12 protein-coding genes are annotated in these 16,280 nt (G+C 47.9%); 4 read left to right on the top strand and 8 right to left on the bottom strand.

The genetic code is table 11. The features are described 5' to 3' along the window. Window positions 1-34: 34 nt before the first annotated feature. Entirely contained in the window at window positions 35-922 is an 888-nt protein-coding gene (locus C2758_RS08900; RefSeq protein WP_215327888.1) for an SDR family oxidoreductase, read from the top strand. Here the strand turns inward: C2758_RS08900 and C2758_RS08895 are convergent. The 3 genes from C2758_RS08895 to C2758_RS08885 all read right to left on the bottom strand — a co-directional run bounded on the left by C2758_RS08895 (window position 903) and on the right by C2758_RS08885 (window position 4,743). Continuing rightward, window positions 903-2,675: a glutamine--tRNA ligase/YqeY domain fusion protein gene (locus tag C2758_RS08895; protein ID WP_215327887.1), complete on the bottom strand. Its 1,773-nt coding sequence runs from the start codon at window positions 2,673-2,675 to the stop codon at window positions 903-905. The genes C2758_RS08900 and C2758_RS08895 overlap by 20 nt on opposite strands. Before the next feature lie 84 nt (window positions 2,676-2,759). Beyond that, complete coding sequence (locus C2758_RS08890; protein WP_215327886.1) at window positions 2,760-4,262, bottom strand: tripartite tricarboxylate transporter permease; 1,503 nt, start codon at window positions 4,260-4,262, stop codon at window positions 2,760-2,762. Between the two features lie 19 nt (window positions 4,263-4,281). Continuing rightward, the gene (locus tag C2758_RS08885; protein WP_215327885.1) at window positions 4,282-4,743 is read right to left on the bottom strand and encodes a tripartite tricarboxylate transporter TctB family protein; all 462 of its coding nucleotides are present in this window, start codon (window positions 4,741-4,743) and stop codon (window positions 4,282-4,284) included. A 123-nt stretch (window positions 4,744-4,866) separates the two neighbouring features. Between C2758_RS08885 and alaS the strand changes: the two genes are divergently transcribed. Both alaS and C2758_RS08875 read left to right on the top strand, forming a co-directional pair. Next, window positions 4,867-7,491: an alanine--tRNA ligase gene (gene alaS / locus C2758_RS08880; protein ID WP_215327884.1), complete on the top strand. Its 2,625-nt coding sequence runs from the start codon at window positions 4,867-4,869 to the stop codon at window positions 7,489-7,491. An 8-nt stretch (window positions 7,492-7,499) separates the two neighbouring features. Then, window positions 7,500-7,727: a sulfurtransferase TusA family protein gene (locus C2758_RS08875; protein ID WP_215298710.1), complete on the top strand. Its 228-nt coding sequence runs from the start codon at window positions 7,500-7,502 to the stop codon at window positions 7,725-7,727. 97 nt (window positions 7,728-7,824) lie between these two features. Here the strand turns inward: C2758_RS08875 and galU are convergent, their stop codons facing one another. Continuing rightward, window positions 7,825-8,709 carry a UTP--glucose-1-phosphate uridylyltransferase GalU gene (galU, locus tag C2758_RS08870; protein WP_215327883.1) on the bottom strand — a complete coding sequence of 295 codons (885 nt, stop codon included), beginning with the start codon at window positions 8,707-8,709 and terminating at the stop codon, window positions 7,825-7,827. Window positions 8,710-8,737: 28 nt separating this feature from the next. Beyond that, entirely contained in the window at window positions 8,738-11,638 is a 2,901-nt protein-coding gene (locus C2758_RS08865; protein ID WP_215327881.1) for a valine--tRNA ligase, read from the bottom strand. A 24-nt stretch (window positions 11,639-11,662) separates the two neighbouring features. On the opposite strand from C2758_RS08865, the gene C2758_RS08860 reads away from it, so the two are divergent. Further along, entirely contained in the window at window positions 11,663-14,050 is a 2,388-nt protein-coding gene (locus tag C2758_RS08860; RefSeq protein ID WP_215327879.1) for a UvrD-helicase domain-containing protein, read from the top strand. Here the strand turns inward: C2758_RS08860 and C2758_RS08855 are convergent. The 3 genes from C2758_RS08855 to C2758_RS08845 are packed head-to-tail and all read right to left on the bottom strand — an operon-like array spanning window position 14,047 to window position 16,220. After that, entirely contained in the window at window positions 14,047-14,829 is a 783-nt protein-coding gene (locus C2758_RS08855; RefSeq protein WP_215327877.1) for a BPSS1780 family membrane protein, read from the bottom strand. The two genes, C2758_RS08860 and C2758_RS08855, sit on opposite strands and share 4 nt — an antisense overlap. Then, a complete protein-coding gene (locus C2758_RS08850) occupies window positions 14,826-15,803 on the bottom strand; it encodes a homoserine kinase (protein ID WP_215327875.1) in 978 nt (325 codons plus the stop codon). The genes C2758_RS08855 and C2758_RS08850 overlap by 4 nt, the downstream gene beginning before the upstream one ends. 9 nt (window positions 15,804-15,812) lie before the next feature. Beyond that, window positions 15,813-16,220: a hypothetical protein gene (locus C2758_RS08845; RefSeq protein WP_251369188.1), complete on the bottom strand. Its 408-nt coding sequence runs from the start codon at window positions 16,218-16,220 to the stop codon at window positions 15,813-15,815. Between the last annotated feature and the right edge of the window lie 60 nt (window positions 16,221-16,280).

The raw sequence follows: 16,280 nt of genomic DNA, 5'->3' as shown, positions 1-16,280 counted from the left end.
TCATTCCTTTCAATAAATCGTTACGATGTGATCTATGCAATCTTTTGGTAAATCTCGAATCCTGATCGTTGGCTGCGGTGACATTGGTCTGCGCGTTGCTAAGCAGCTCGCTCGAAGTCATCGCGTGTATGCCTTAACTTCCCAGAAAACCCGTTTTCAGGAGTTGAGGGCGGTTGGCGCGATTCCGATTTTGGGGGATCTGGATAAGCCCGATAGCTTGTGGCGTTTAAGTGGATTAGCGCAAACCGTGATCCACTTAGCACCACCCCAAAATACAGGTCATCGTGATTGCCGAACTCGCAACCTCCTCCGAATTTTAGCCCAAGGCTCCAATACTGTTGGGCGCCTGATTTATGTGAGTACCACGGGTGTTTATGGTGATCACGCGGGTGCCAAGGTAAGTGAAGTAACACCAGTTAAACCCCAAAGCGAGCGAGCCAAGCGACGGGTAGATGCAGAAAACTGCCTACGTCTTTGGGCCCCAGCTCATGGAGTCGCCCTCACTATTCTGCGTGTACCTGGCATCTACGCTGCCGACCGCTTGCCGGTTGAGCGCATCCAGGCGGGAACGCCCGCCTTAATTGCGGCGGAGGATGCCTACTCGAACCATATTCAGAGTGATGACTTGGCAAGATTGGTTTGTGCCGCCGTCTATCACGGCAAGCCACAGCGTGTCATTAACGCCTGTGACGGTGGTGAAACCAAGATGGGTGATTACTTTGATGAAGTAGCTGATGCGTTCGGTTTGGAGCGACCACCCAGATTACCAGCTGAGCAGTTGGAGAAAATCGTATCCCCTATGCTGTGGTCGTTTATGCGGGAGTCACGGCGCGTAACGAATGTGCGACTCTCGGAATTGAAAACCCCGCTACGCTATCCCAGCGTCGCAGAGTTTCTAAAAACTATTTCCAAGCATCCTTAAGTCCGACCGTACGATTAAATACCGGTTGTCCTGGTTTTGAATCGCTTTGATCCGCAACAAAGTAGCCATGGCGCTCAAACTGAAAGCGATCTTCTGCTTTAGCGTCTTTCATACAAGGTTCTAAGTACGCAGTAATCGTTTCCTTCGAGTGAGGATTGATTGCCTCAAGGAAATTTTTATCTCCACTATCGGGGTGCGGGTCATTAAATAGGTGATCGTAAAGGCGCACTTGTGCAGGCACAGCCTCTGCCGCGCTGACCCAATGAATATTGCCCTTCACCTTGTAATTATTTGACCCAGAGGTACCACTCTTACTATCTGGAAAGTGCGTTGCATTAACTTGAATCACATTACCATTCGCATCCACTTCAAAGCCGGTGCACTCAATTACAAAGCCATGACGCAAACGCACGCGTCCACCAACTTGATCACCAATTGGTGGATAGAGTCTGAAGAATCCTTTGATTGGCTCTTTCATAAAATCATCTTCTTCAATCCACAATTCTTTTGTGAAATGAAACTCGCGATTACCCCACTCGGGGTGTTGTGGATGGCGCGGTGCTGAGCAAGGTTCACTCGCGGACGCATCCCAGTTCTCAATAACGAGCTTGAGTGGCTTAAGGACCGCTGTGGCCCTTGGAGCCTTGGCCTCAAGATCATCCCGTAAGGCTTGATCTAGGGTGCTCATGTCAATCCAACTATCCGCTTTAGAGACACCAATGCGTTCACAGAACAGACGAATACTCTCAGGCGTATAACCTCTGCGACGAATACCTACGATGGTTGGCATCCGTGGATCATCCCAGCTATCCACATGTTTTTCTTCCACCAATTGCAGTAGCTTGCGCTTGCTAGTGATGGTGTAAGTTAAGTTGAGGCGAGCAAACTCGTATTGATGTGGAACGGGATTTTTGAAGATCCCCAGCTCCGCTAATGAGGCAACAATCCAATCGTAGAGCGGGCGATTATTTTCAAACTCCAAAGTGCAAATAGAGTGCGACACATTTTCTAGGGCATCAGAAATGCAGTGTGTGAAGTCATATAAAGGATAGATGCACCACTTGCTGCCAGTGCGGTGGTGATCCGTATGACGAATACGATAAACCACGGGATCGCGCATCACGATATTCGGATGCGCCATGTCGATCTTTAAGCGCAGTACATGCTCACCATCTTTGTATTTACCATCACGCATCTCGCGAAATAAAGCTAGGTTTTCATCGGGCGTGCGATCGCGGTACGGACTATTCTTTCCAACTTGGCCAAAATTTCCACGATTAGTGTGGATGTCATCCGCACTCTGACTATCAACATAGGCTTTGCCATTTTGAATCAGAATTTCGGCAAACTCATAGAGTTGATCAAAGTAATCACTCGCGTGATACAAATGTGTGCCCCAATCAAATCCAAGCCATTTGACTGCATCCAAAATGCTGTCAGCGTACTCAATATCTTCTTTGACTGGATTGGTGTCGTCTAAGCGCATATTACAACGCGCACCACCTGATTGATTGTTGTAATCAGCTGCTAAGCCAAAGTTCAGGCAAATACTTTTAGCATGGCCAATATGAAGATAGCCATTGGGTTCCGGTGGAAAGCGCGTAATGATGGAGGGGATAGCTTGACCATCTCGATTGCTACGGTTCTGGTAGGCGCCACTTGCCAGGTCATGATCGATGATCTGGCGCAAAAAGTTGGAGGGCTCAGCAAGAGTGCCGGCAGGCGTTTTAGATGGTTTGCTATCTTGGGACATGCGCTCATTGTAGAGAAAACCCCCGCCTATAAAGAAAAAAGCCCGCAAACTGCTGCGGGCTCGTTTCTGGGAAGTGCTCGAGAATTACTCTTCTACGAAAGCCTCTTCACGGGTTTTCTTAACCGCAGGCAAGGCCACGATCACAACTAAGAGGGCTGCTGCGATGAGCAAGCCTAAAGAGAGTGGACGGGTTAAGAAGGTTGTGAAGTCACCACGTGACAGCAAGAGGGCGCGACGGAAGTTCTCTTCCATCATCGGCCCAAGCACGAAGCCAAGGAGAAGTGGAGGAGGCTCACAACCTAACTTGAAGAAGAGGTAACCAATTAAACCAAAGGCTGCGGTGACATAAACGTCAAATACAGTGTTGTTGACGGTATACACACCGATACAGCAGAACACCAAAATTGCTGGGTAGAGAAAGCGATAAGGAATCTTCAAGAGCTTTACCCAAATACCGATGAGTGGCAAGTTCAAGAGAATCAACATCACGTTACCGATCCACATCGAGGCAATCAGACCCCAGAACAAGGCTGGGTTGCTAGTCATCACTTGTGGACCAGGCTGAATGTTATGAATCGTCATCGCACCAACCATCAAGGCCATCACAGCATTCGGTGGGATACCTAAGGTCAGCAATGGGATGAAGGAGGTTTGAGCGGCAGCATTGTTTGCTGCTTCAGGACCTGCTACACCCTCAATCGCACCCTTACCAAATTCGTGGCTGTACTTAGAAGACTTCTTTTCAACTGAGTAGGCGCCAAAGGCTGCCAAAGCAGCACCACCGCCTGGCAGAATCCCCAGAATAGAGCCAATAGTTGTGCCGCGCAAGATCGAAGGAATCATGCGCTTGATATCAGTCTTGGTCGGCATCATGGTGGTGAGTTTGTTGAGGAAGCCCTCGTCATCACCAGTCTTTTCCAGATTGCCCATAATTTCCGCAAAACCAAAGACGCCCATAGCAACGGCCACGAATCCAATGCCATCACTCAATTCAGGGATGTCAAAAGCATAGCGTGACACACCAGAGTTCACGTCAGTACCAATCAGGCCCATCAAGAGACCGAGGATGATCATGCCGATCGCTTTAATTAAAGAGCCTGAGGCCAGTACGACCGCACCAATCAGTCCTAGAACCATTAAGGAGAAGTACTCAGCAGGGCCGAACTTAAATGCTAACTGGGAGAGTGGTGCAGCAAATGCAGCCAAAACTAATGTTGCTACGCAACCAGCAAAGAATGAACCCATACCAGCAGTAAAGAGGGCTACACCTGCTCGACCATTTCTGGCCATTTGGTAACCGTCAATCGCCGTCACTACCGAGGACGTTTCCCCTGGGATGTTGAGCAAAATCGCAGTAGTAGAGCCACCGTACTGTGAGCCGTAGTAAATACCGGCCAACATAATTAAAGCTGCAATTGGAGGCAATGCATAGGTGGCTGGCAGAAGCATCGCAATGGTTGCGATTGGGCCTAAGCCTGGCAAAACGCCAATTAATGTACCTAAAATACAGCCAATCAGGCAGTACATCAGGTTTTGTAAGGTAAACGCTGTATCGAAACCGAGCGCTAAATTAGCAAATAAATCCATTTTGAAGAGTCCCGGTTCGTTATTGTTGCAAGAAGAAAGGTAGCAGTGGGAACTGAAGCTTAAGACCCAAAACGAAGACTGAGTAAGTGAAGGTTACTAAAAAGGCGGCATTAATTGTGGTGCCTTTCCAGGTAAATTCCTTACTCGCGCTTGCCGATACAAATACCAGAACCACTACAGCCACTAAAAAGCCCATTTTAGGGAGCAGCAAGCCGTACAGGACTACCGCACCAGTAATTTGCGCAATGATCTTCCAGTTGAACTTGGGAATAGACTCAATTGCAGCTTTAGCGCCCATAGACTTAATTAGCACTAGGAGCCCTAAAAGCGTCATCAATATGCCAAGCCAAAATGGAAAGTAGCCAGGACCCATTTTCGCGGCGGTACCCATAGGGTACTGAGTGGCCACTATGGTGAAGAACAGGCCGATAACCATATACATGATTCCGGCACCAAAATCCCGTTGATTGCGAATTTTCAAGTTGAGCTCCTTATATCGACTTAAAGGTCGATCTATTTATTAACGTTACGGGATTGTAAGGCAGGATTGAGGTGGTTTACCAAGGGTTTGCCCCCGACTAGTGCCAATGCGATAATTATTCGCATGAAAGTCTCTCAAATTCGCCAGGCGTACCTGGACTACTTCGCCCAAAAAGGTCATCAAATCGTCCCATCTAGCCCAGTGGTGCCTGGAGACGACCCGACACTGTTATTTACTAATGCGGGGATGAACCAGTTTAAGGACGTATTTTTAGGCTTTGATAAGCGCCCGTATAACCGAGCCACAAGCGCTCAGAAATGTATTCGTGCTGGTGGTAAGCACAATGACTTGGATAACGTTGGCTATACAGCCCGTCATCACACCTTCTTTGAAATGCTGGGTAACTTCTCCTTTGGGGATTATTTCAAGAAAGATGCCATTCAGTTTGCTTGGGGTTTGCTGACTGAGGTCTTTCAACTGCCAAAAGAAAAGCTGCTCGTCACGATTTATGCGGAAGACGATGAGGCTTATGAGATTTGGAACAAACAAATCGGCGTTCCGGCAGAGCGCATCATTCGCATCGGTGATAACAAAGGCGCTCGTTACGCTTCAGACAACTTCTGGATGATGGGTGATACAGGACCCTGCGGCCCTTGTACTGAAATCTTCTATGACCACGGCCCACATATTGCTGGTGGCCCTCCTGGTAGCCCTGATGAAGATGGCGATCGCTATATTGAGATCTGGAATAACGTATTCATGCAGTTCAATCGCGATGAAGCGGGCAATATGAATCCATTGCCCAAGCCAAGCGTCGATACGGGTATGGGCCTTGAGCGTATTGCGGCAGTGTTACAGCACGTGCACTCGAACTATGAGATTGATCTCTTTGTGAATTTGCTCAAAGCAGCTAAAGAGGCTGTTGATGCAGCAGGTGGTGAGAATTGCGATCTAAGCAGTCCATCCCTTAAAGTCATTGCCGATCACATTCGCGCTTGTAGTTTTATAGTGGTGGATGGTGTGATTCCGGGTAATGCAGGTCGTGGCTATGTCCTTCGTCGAATTACACGCCGTGCGATTCGTCATGGTTATAAATTGGGCGCACGAAAACCTTTCTTTTATCAACTTGTTCCCGCCCTCGTAAAAGAGATGGGTCAGGCTTATCCAGAGTTGCAGGCGGCGCAAGATAAAGTGAGTGAAGTGATTAAGCAGGAAGAAGAGCGCTTCTTTCAGACTATCGCCAATGGTATGGAGATTTTGGAGGGCGCGCTTGCTAGTGGCGCTAAGACGGTTGATGGTGAGACTGCCTTCCGTTTGCACGACACTTTTGGATTCCCATTGGATCTGACTGCTGACGTGTGCCGCGAGCGCGATGTTACGGTTGATGCTGAAGGCTTTGATTTAGCAATGCAAAAGCAGCGCGATCAAGCAAGGGCGGCCGGTAAGTTCAAAGTGGCTCAAGGCTTAGAGTATTCCGGTAAGCCAACTCAGTTTCATGGCTACGACACCTTGAAGCATGAGGGTGCCAAAGTCACCGCGCTCTATGTTGATGGTTCTGCAGTGCAGTCCATCAAGGCTGGTGATGCAGCCGTGATTGTGTTAGACAACACGCCTTTTTACGCTGAGTCTGGTGGACAGGTTGGAGACAAGGGTGAGTTAAGCAATGAAGTAGTTCGCTTTGCAGTTGAAGATACTTTCAAGATTCAGGCAGATGTTTTTGGGCATCAGGGCGAAGTGCAAGAGGGGGAGCTCAAGGTGGGCGATGCGCTGAACGCCTTGGTAGATGCTCAGCAAAGAACAGAAACGATGCGAAACCATAGTGCTACGCATATTTTGCATAAAGCATTGCGTGAAGTCTTGGGTGACCATGTGCAGCAAAAAGGTTCTCTGGTAGATGCTAGTAAAACCCGTTTTGACTTTACTCACAACGCACCCATTACTGCTCAAGAAATTCGTCGGGTAGAAGATATTGTGAATGCCGAGATTTTGGCTAATACTGCGACCTCTGGAAAAGTGATGTCCTTAGACGATGCTCAGAAAACTGGTGCCACGATGCTCTTCGGCGAAAAGTATGCAGACGAAGTGCGCGTACTAGAAATCGGTACTTCTAAAGAGTTATGTGGCGGAACTCACGTTGGACGTACGGGTGATATCGGAAGCTTAAAGATTGTTTCTGAAGGTGGGGTTGCGGCTGGCATCCGTCGCGTTGAGGCGGTGACTGGCAAAAATGCCCTGAACTTCTTACAAGGTTTAGAAGACAAAATTAATGAAGCGGCTGCAGTGCTCAAAACTCATCCCGGCGATTTAGTGAGTCGTGTTACTCAACTTCAAGATAGTTTGCGTCAGGCTGAGCGTGAGTTGGATAAGGTCAATTCCAAGCTCGCTGCTAGCCAAGGTGATGAGTTGGCAACGCAAGCAGTTGATGTCAATGGCCTCAAGGTATTGGCCGCTCGCTTAGATGGTGCTGATGCGCAAGTCTTGCGTGAGACCATGGATGCCCTGAAAGCAAAGTTAAAGACTGCAGCAATTGTCTTGGCTTCAGTGCAGGGTGATAAGGTGAGCCTGATTGCTGGCGTGACTGCGGATTCGATTGCTAAGGTAAAAGCAGGGGACTTAGTGAACTTCGTTGCCCAGCAAGTTGGCGGTAAGGGCGGTGGCAAACCGGAGATGGCGATGGCCGGCGGAACTGACCCAAGCAAGTTGGGTGCGGCATTGGCTGGCGTAAAAGATTGGGTGGCATCTAAATGAGCGATGTGATCGAATTTAATCTCGAGGTTGATGCGATTGGTATGAATTGCCCGCTCCCAATCTTGCGCACCAAGAAAGCCCTAGCGACTATGCAATCAGGCGAGGTTCTGAAAGTGAAGGCTACGGATGCTGGTGCCGCCCATGACTTTCCTGCATTTGCAAAGCAGACCGGTAATGAACTGCTCTCTAGCACTACAGAGGGTGATGTTCTAGTGTTCTTTTTAAAAAGAAGATAAAGCTGATTTAGTATTTCCGGCTCTTAGCCCTAAAGAAAAAGGCAGAAAGTGATTTCTGCCTTTTTACTTTTCTCGCCAAAGAGATTGACTATGAACCTTAGCTTAAAGAGCGGCTCTTTAAGTAAGCTGCAAACTCAGTACTGACTTCTGGATGCCGCAATGCAAATTCTACTGAAGCCTTGAGGTAGCCTAGCTTGCTACCGCAGTCATAGCGCACCCCATCGTATTCATAAGCAAAGACTGGCTCTTCTTTAAGTAATGAGGCAATCGCATCAGTAAGCTGGATTTCACCACCGGCACCGGGTTTGAGATTACGAATGTGATTAAAGATATCTGAAGAGAGAACATAGCGACCCACTACTGCTAAGTTGGATGGCGCATCCTTAGGCTGTGGTTTTTCCACAATGCCATTTAAGCGATAGATACCTTTGGATACTTCTGCTCCGGAAATAATGCCGTAGGAGCTACTTTTAGAGGGGTCGATTTTCTCCACCGCTAAGACGGAGCCATTTTGCTCATCAAATACTTTGAGCATTTGCTTTAGTACTGGTGGCTGACCATCGAGCAAGTCATCCGCCAGGATGATGGCAAAAGGCTCATCACGTACGAGCTTTTCTGCGCATAGGACTGCATGACCCAAGCCCAATGCCTCTGGTTGACGGACATAGACGCAATCCACATGGCTGGGCTTAACGCTACGAACAATCTCCAGTAAAGCAGTTTTATTCTTGGCTTCGAGTTCAGCCTCCAACTCATAAGCTTTATCAAAGTGGTCCTCAATTGCACGCTTACTACGACCGGTTACAAAAATCATTTCAGTAATGCCTGCCGCAATGGCCTCCTCAACCGCATACTGAATAAGCGGCTTATCCACCACATTGAGCATCTCTTTGGGGCTAGCCTTGGTGGCTGGCAAGAAGCGTGTGCCCAATCCTGCAACAGGGAAGACAGCTTTGGTAACGGCTTTAGTGCTTAATGGCATTGCAATTCCGATCAGTTTTATTGATGCTTTATTTCAGTCGTTCTAATTGTGCAACAAGCTTCTCATGGTTTTGCTCAAAGCCAGCTAGACGTTGTTTTTCTTGGGCAACCACCTCTTCTGGGGCGCGAGCTACAAAGCTTTCGTTACCAAGTTTGCTGCGTGCTTTGGTAATCTCATTAGCTAAGCGCTCGATTTCTTTACTTAGGCGAATTCTTTCGGCTGCCACATCCACTTCAATTTTGAGTAATAACTTCAGATTGCCAACTAGGGCCATTGGTGCGCCAGGGGCATCCTTTTCTAAAGCAGACTCATCATCGTAGATTTTGACTTCAGAAAGCTTGGCCAAAGCAGTCAGGTACGGACTTGCATTTTTCAAGAAATCTTGCGGGCCACTAATCCAGAGGGGAACTTTAAGTGCAGGAGAAACTTGCATCTCGCCACGTAGATTGCGGCAGGCATCCACAATTGATTTAATCTGGGCGACCCAAGCTTCGCTTTGCTCGTCAATCTTATCGAGTTGAGCAACTGGGTATGGTTGCAGCGCAATAGTTTGCTTATCTTGTTTGGCTAGCTCTTTACCAACCTTCGGTCCAACAGTTTGCCAAAGGCTTTCGGTAATGAATGGAATGAGTGGATGCGCCATGCGCAAGATGGTTTCTAAAACACGTAAGAGGGTACGACGAGTGGCGCGTTGTTGTGCAGGCGTTCCAGTTTGGAGTTGTACCTTGGCTAACTCTAGATACCAATCGCAATACTCATCCCAAACAAATTGATAGATGCTCGTAGCAATATTGTCAAAGCGATAGTTTTGGAAGCCTTTAGCAACATCAGCTTCGGTTCTTTGTAGTAAAGAGACAATCCATCGATCTGCTGGAGAGAAATCTAGCTGCCCTTCTGGACCGCATTGGCTGTCACACGGTGCAAAGCCGTTCTCTTGCTCATTGCCAGGGCAATTCATGAGAACAAAACGAGTGGCATTCCAAAGTTTGTTGCAGAAGTTGCGATAGCCTTCACAGCGCTTCTGGTCAAAATTAATATTTCGCCCAAGTGACGCAAGGGAGGCGAAGGTGAAGCGCAGAGCATCTGTACCAAATGCAGGAATGCCTTCTGGAAACTCTTTCTTAGTTTTTTTACCAATGCTTTCAGCTTGCTTGGGATTCATCAAACCGGTTGTGCGTTTAGCAACTAGATCTTCAATCTTGATGCCATCAATGAGGTCAATGGGATCCAAAGTATTGCCTTTGGATTTACTCATTTTCTGACCTTCAGCATCACGGACTAAGCCGTGCACGTATACGGTATGGAAAGGTACCTTGCCAGTGAAATGGCATGTCATCATGACCATTCTGGCTACCCAGAAGAAAATAATGTCAAAACCAGTAACCAAGACTGATGACGGTAAGAAATGGTTTAAGGCAGGCGTTTCTTCTGGCCAACCTAATGAGCTAAATGGCACCAACGCGGAGCTAAACCAAGTGTCCAAGACATCAGGGTCACGAGTGAGTTGGCCGGTATAGCCGGCAGTAGCAGCCTTAGTTTTAGCTTCTTCTTCAGAGCGAGCTACAAAGATCTGCCCATCATAGCCATACCAGGCCGGGATTTGATGGCCCCACCAGAGTTGGCGTGAGATACACCAGTCCTGAATATTTTCCAACCACTGAGAGTAGGTGCTAATCCAGTTTTCAGGAACTAGTTTGATGTCACCATTTTTGACTGCATCTAGCGCAGCGCCAGCAATAGAAGAGCCTGGTTGATATTGGTTATCTGGACTTGGTTTGGAAACTGCGACAAACCACTGGTCAGTGAGCATCGGCTCAATAATGGTTTGGGTACGATCACCACGTGGCACCATTAATTTATGTGGCTGCACTTTTTCTAATAGGCCAGATGCATCTAAGTCAGCAACGATTTGTTTGCGGGCAGTAAAGCGCTCAAGACCTTGATACACCGCAGGTGCATTCTCATTAACCTTGGCATCGAGAGTCAAGATATTGATGAGTGGCAATTGATGGCGTTGTCCAACGGCGTAGTCGTTGAAGTCATGCGCAGGCGTTACTTTAACTACACCAGTACCAAAGGCTAAATCAACATAGTCATCGGCAATGATCGGAATCTCACGATTGCACAGCGGAAGTTGCACCGATTTACCAATAAGGTGTTTATAGCGCTCGTCTTCTGGGTTGACCATGACGGCTACGTCGCCCAATAAAGTCTCTGGGCGTGTGGTAGCAACGGTCAGGTGTCCGGAGCCATCTGCCAATGGATAGCGGATGTGCCACATCGAGCCATCTTCTTCTTCGCTTACCACTTCTAAATCGGAGACGGCAGTTCCTAAAACTGGATCCCAGTTCACTAAACGTTTACCGCGGTAAATTAATCCTTGCTCATGTAAACGAACAAATACTTCTACAACCGCTTTGGACATCTTGCTGTCCATCGTGAAATATTCTTTACCCCAGTCAATCGAGGCGCCTAGGCGACGAATCTGCCGGGTAATCGTGTTGCCAGAAGTTTCTTTCCACTCCCACACTTTTTCTAAGAATTTCTCACGACCTAAATCATGGCGAGAAATCTTCTGTGCATCGAGTTGACGCTCAACGACAATTTGCGTAGCGATACCAGCATGGTCTGTACCTGGAACCCACAAGGTATTTTTGCCAGACATGCGCGCATGTCGCACTAAGCCATCCATGATGGTTTGATTAAACGCGTGACCCATATGCAAGGTGCCAGTCACATTCGGTGGCGGCAGCTGAATCGAGAAATCCCCCTTGCCCTCGTCTAGGGTGGCGTCGGCAATGCCTCGGCGTTCCCATTCCGGACCCCAATAAGCTTCAATCGGGGCGGGTTCGTAGGATTTGGCTAGTTCGTCTAAAGAACTAGTTAATGGGGAGTCGGGTGAATTAGGGGTATTCGAAGCATTTGGCATAAGAGGCAAATTATAATTGGGGCGATGTACTCAGACCTACTCGCAAACCTTAATCCAGAACAACGCGAGGCAGTGACCCTCCCGCCGGTAAATGAAAATGGCCAGGCCCAGTCAGCCCTGATTTTGGCTGGCGCTGGTAGCGGAAAGACCCGCGTCCTCACGACCCGTATAGCTTGGTTGATCCAAACAGGCCAGGTTTCGCCGATTGGGGTCTTGGCGGTGACCTTTACCAATAAGGCCGCTAAAGAGATGATGTTACGTCTGAGTGCCATGCTGCCCATTAACACCCGAGGCATGTGGATCGGTACTTTCCATGGTCTTTGCAACCGTTTATTGCGTGCGCATCACAAAGAAGCGGGTTTGCCGTCCACTTTTCAGATTTTGGATACCCAAGATCAGCTTTCTGCCATTAAGCGGCTTTTGAAGGGTTTAAAGGTCGATGATGAGAAATATCCCCCTAAGCAGTTGCAATATTTCATTGCCCACGCCAAAGAGCGTGGTCAGCGGGCCAAAGAATTATCGGTAGGGGATGACTTCCAGGCCAAGATGGCCCAGTTGTACGAGGCTTATGACGAGCAGTGCCAGCGTGAAGGCGTAGTCGACTTTGCAGAACTCTTGTTACGCAGTTATGAATTACTCAAACATAACGAGTCCATTCGGACGCACTACCAAGAACGTTTCCGTCATATCTTGATTGATGAGTTCCAAGATACCAATGCCTTGCAATACGCTTGGCTCAAATTACTCTCTGGTCACGACGCTAGTCGTGTCAATGTCAGTGGCATGGGAAGTAGTGCGGTGTTTGCGGTAGGTGATGATGATCAAAGTATTTATGCTTTCCGTGGCGCAGATGTTGAGAACATGCGTCTGTATGAAAAGCAATACCACCCGATGATGGTCAAGCTTGAACAGAACTACCGCTCGCATGGTCACATCTTGGATACCGCTAATTACCTCATCTCTAACAACACAGATCGTCTTGGTAAAAACTTGCGTACTGATGCAGGTCATGGCGAGCCTGTTCGCATCTATGATGCGCCGAGTGATCACGCTGAAGCTGCATGGCTTGTAGATGAAATCAAAGCCTTAGTCAGTAGCGGTATCAAGCGTACTGAAATTGCCCTGCTCTATAGAAGTAATGCTCAGTCACGCATTATTGAGCACGCCTTATTTTCTGCGGCGATTCCGTATCGCGTGTATGGTGGACTTCGCTTCTTCGAGCGTGCAGAGATTAAGCATGCCTTAGCGTATTTACGTCTGCTAGAAAATCCAAATGACGACACTTCTTTCTCGCGCGTAGTCAATTTCCCGACACGCGGTATTGGGGCGAGATCGATTGAGGCTGTCCAAGATGCAGCTCGTGCACAAAATAGTTCTTTGTATTTGGCGGCATCGACATTAGACGGCAAAGCTGGTGCCTCCTTGGGTGGCTTTGTACGCCTCGTTGATCACATGCGTGAAGCTACTCGTCACAACACCTTGCCTGAGACAGTGGAATTCGTGATTCAAAATAGCGGCCTGATTCAGCACTATCTCTCAGAGCGCGAAGGTCAGGACCGCGTAGAAAACTTACAAGAATTAATTAACGCTGCAACCGCATTTATTGCGGAAGAAGGTTATGGTCAAGATGCCACTGCTGCCACACTGCCGGGTGAGAATGCGCCTGGCGTAGTCGAGGTCTCACCATTAGCCGCATTCCTCTCGCATGCTTCACTTGAAGCCGGTGATAATCAAGCTCAGGCAGGCCAAGACGCTGTGCAGTTGATGACGGTGCACTCTGCTAAGGGCTTGGAGTTCATCTCTGTATTTATTACTGGCTTAGAAGAGGGATTATTTCCGCATGAGAACAGTATTAATGAGCAGCATGGTTTGGAAGAAGAGCGACGCTTAATGTACGTTGCGATTACTCGCGCAAAAGAACGTCTTTATCTATCCCATACGCAGTCACGGATGTTGCACGGTCAAGTTCGTTACAACATGCCATCTCGCTTCTTGGAAGAGTTGCCATCGGATTCACTGAAGTGGCTCACTCCCAAAGTGAAAGATGCTCGTTGGGGTGGTACTAGCAATGGCAATGGTGGCCGCTCTGGGTCGACTTGGCAAGATGGTTATACCCGTCAGCGCGAGCTTGGATCGAATGATTTCTTTGATAGCGGTAACGAGCGTGAGCGACCTGCAAGGCAAATTGGCCGAGTAGGCTCTGCCTCAACCGCCGTGACCAGAATGGCCTCGCCACCTCGTGGCAACTACCCATTTACGATTGGGCAAAATGTATTCCATACCAAGTTTGGTGAAGGGCGCGTTACAGGCCTAGAGGGTAATGACGCTGATGCGCGTGCTCAGGTGAATTTCAAGCGCCATGGCGTTAAATGGCTACAGCTCAGCATTGCCAAGCTGGCTGCGATCGATTAAGCGATTAAGGTAGCTGATTCTTTTTCAGCAAAGCATGCTTTCCAGGTGGCGAAGAAAGAGCAGTGCATTACTGTGAGACCCGCCATGGAAATAGGGGCGACGATAAATGATGCGGCTTGACCTAAGTCGAGAGCATCGAAGATGGAGCCAATCGTTAAAGGAATGGCGATTAAGATCGCGCCCCAAATCGCGAGATATAAAAAGAATGCGCCTCGATTAGTCCAGCAAGCAACAGCACTGGAAAAGAGTGCTTGCGCTATAGACATATCAGCCCAAGCAACGAGAACGGGAGAAAACCACATCAACATTGCCACTGGCACATAAAGCAGGCCACCAAAAAAGAGAATCAGATAAATCTGATTGATGGCTTCTGAGGTAATGGGCTTGTCATTAGTCATTAGTGGAATGAGCAACTCAAAATCTACCAACAAACTTAAGATAAAGCTTAGAGCAAGTATGAGTGCGGCATAGACCAAACCCAATTGGAGAATGCGTTTGCGAATCAAGGGAGTAGATTGCAGTGCAATCACGTATACCGAGGGTCGAATGCGTTCTTTTTGAATCGCCAGGCGGCAGGCAGTCATAAAGCCCACTGATAAGGTAGGTGTGAGTAATAAGACGGCAAAAATACCAATCACGGGTACGAGTACTGCAAGTTGTGCTGCAAATATGTACATGAATACCAGCATCAAAAAACCCAAAGGATTTTGTTTAAAAAGCCAAATGCCTTGACGTATCCAGGTGTAACCCTCTTTTGGAGTAACGGAATTGAGTTTCATATTACCTTGCGACTTAAAAGAATATTTTCAAAATGACGGGGGTCGTGCGGGGTAAGCATTTGCGCATCACGTGGCAAATAAAAATCCCACAGGCGGGAGATCCAAAAACGCAGAGCTGCAGCGCGCAACATGAGTGGCCAACTTGTTTGTTCTTCAGTGGTGAGTGGTCGAACAGATTGATATGCATCCATCAGCGCCTTGAAGCGAGCAGGATCTAAATCTTGTTTATTGTCAGCAAGACACCAGTCATTTGCAGTAACTGCTAAATCAAATAACCACTTATCTGTTCCAGCGAAATAAAAGTCGAAGAAACCACCCAGCTGATCTTGAGAGCTATCATTTGCACCCTGAGGATCAAATAGCACATTATCCCTAAAGAGGTCGCAATGACTTGCCCCTTGTGGCAATGATGTATAGGCCTCAGAGGCAAAGAATTGCTCTTGAGTTAAGAGCTCGCTAGTCAGTAATTCTTTTTGTGTGTCACTTAAGTGTGACAACACTTGAGGAACTGTTTTTTGCCACCAAGCAAGACTGCGAAGATTCTCTTGAGTGTGCTTAAAGTCGCTGCTGGCCAAATGCATTTTCGCTAAATACTCGCCAACCAAGGCGCAATGCTTGGCTTCGGGAGCAAGCCTAGAAAGGCCGGGAAGCTTGCTCACAATAGCTGCGGGTTTCCCTTTAAGGGTAAATAAAATTTGCCCCCGCTTATTTTCAAGCGGCTTTGGTACGGGAATACTTTTATTGGCCAAGTGGCGCATTAGCTCTAGGTAGTACGGAAGTTGCTCTGCAGAGAGTCTTTCAAAAATAGTCAAAACATATTCTTGTTTCTTGCCATCTTTCTCGGTGTCGAGAAAGAAATTGGAATTCTCAATGCCACCATGAATTCCACGAATATCAATGGCCTGCCCAATATCAAAGTCCCTCGAGATCCAAGTAGAGATATCGCTTAGTTCAATGGGAGTAAAGACGGCCATGAGTAAAGATTAAAAAGGAACTCTGATACTCGGTACGCTGATCAGGTCAGTTTCTTTTGGTACGCCAGGCATGACTGTTGCCGGAGGGGCCATTTCGTAGTTGGTATAACGCGTCTTCACATCTACCTGTGTGGGTGCATTGGTATCTTTGTATTCAGTAATTTCAGTGCCGGTAGCTTCTTTGTGTTGAAAGCTCGGTTTGCGACCTTCAGGCGCGCTGGTGGCTTGAGAGGCACTCACCGGAGGCGCTAAGGGCTGATTATTAATGCGCTGTAACTCGGAGGGGCTCAGCGCTTGAGAATTGTTTTGGGCGTGTGCCAAATTCAGGCCAAAAGAAGCAAAAGCTACTAAAAAGCTTGTCAGAACAAGGGTTTGGCTCAAAGAAGAGTGGAGTAAGTTAGTTAAAGCATGCATCATTTTTCACCTTTTTAGGCCTCTTTTCAGGAGGATTTGATCCTGATCTGTAGGCGGTTAGCA

Source organism: Polynucleobacter sp. AP-Sving-400A-A2, assembly GCF_018688155.1.
Taxonomy (GTDB): domain Bacteria; phylum Pseudomonadota; class Gammaproteobacteria; order Burkholderiales; family Burkholderiaceae; genus Polynucleobacter.
Note: the sequence above shows the minus strand (reverse complement) of the source record. Positions and strands in the feature narration are given on the sequence as shown.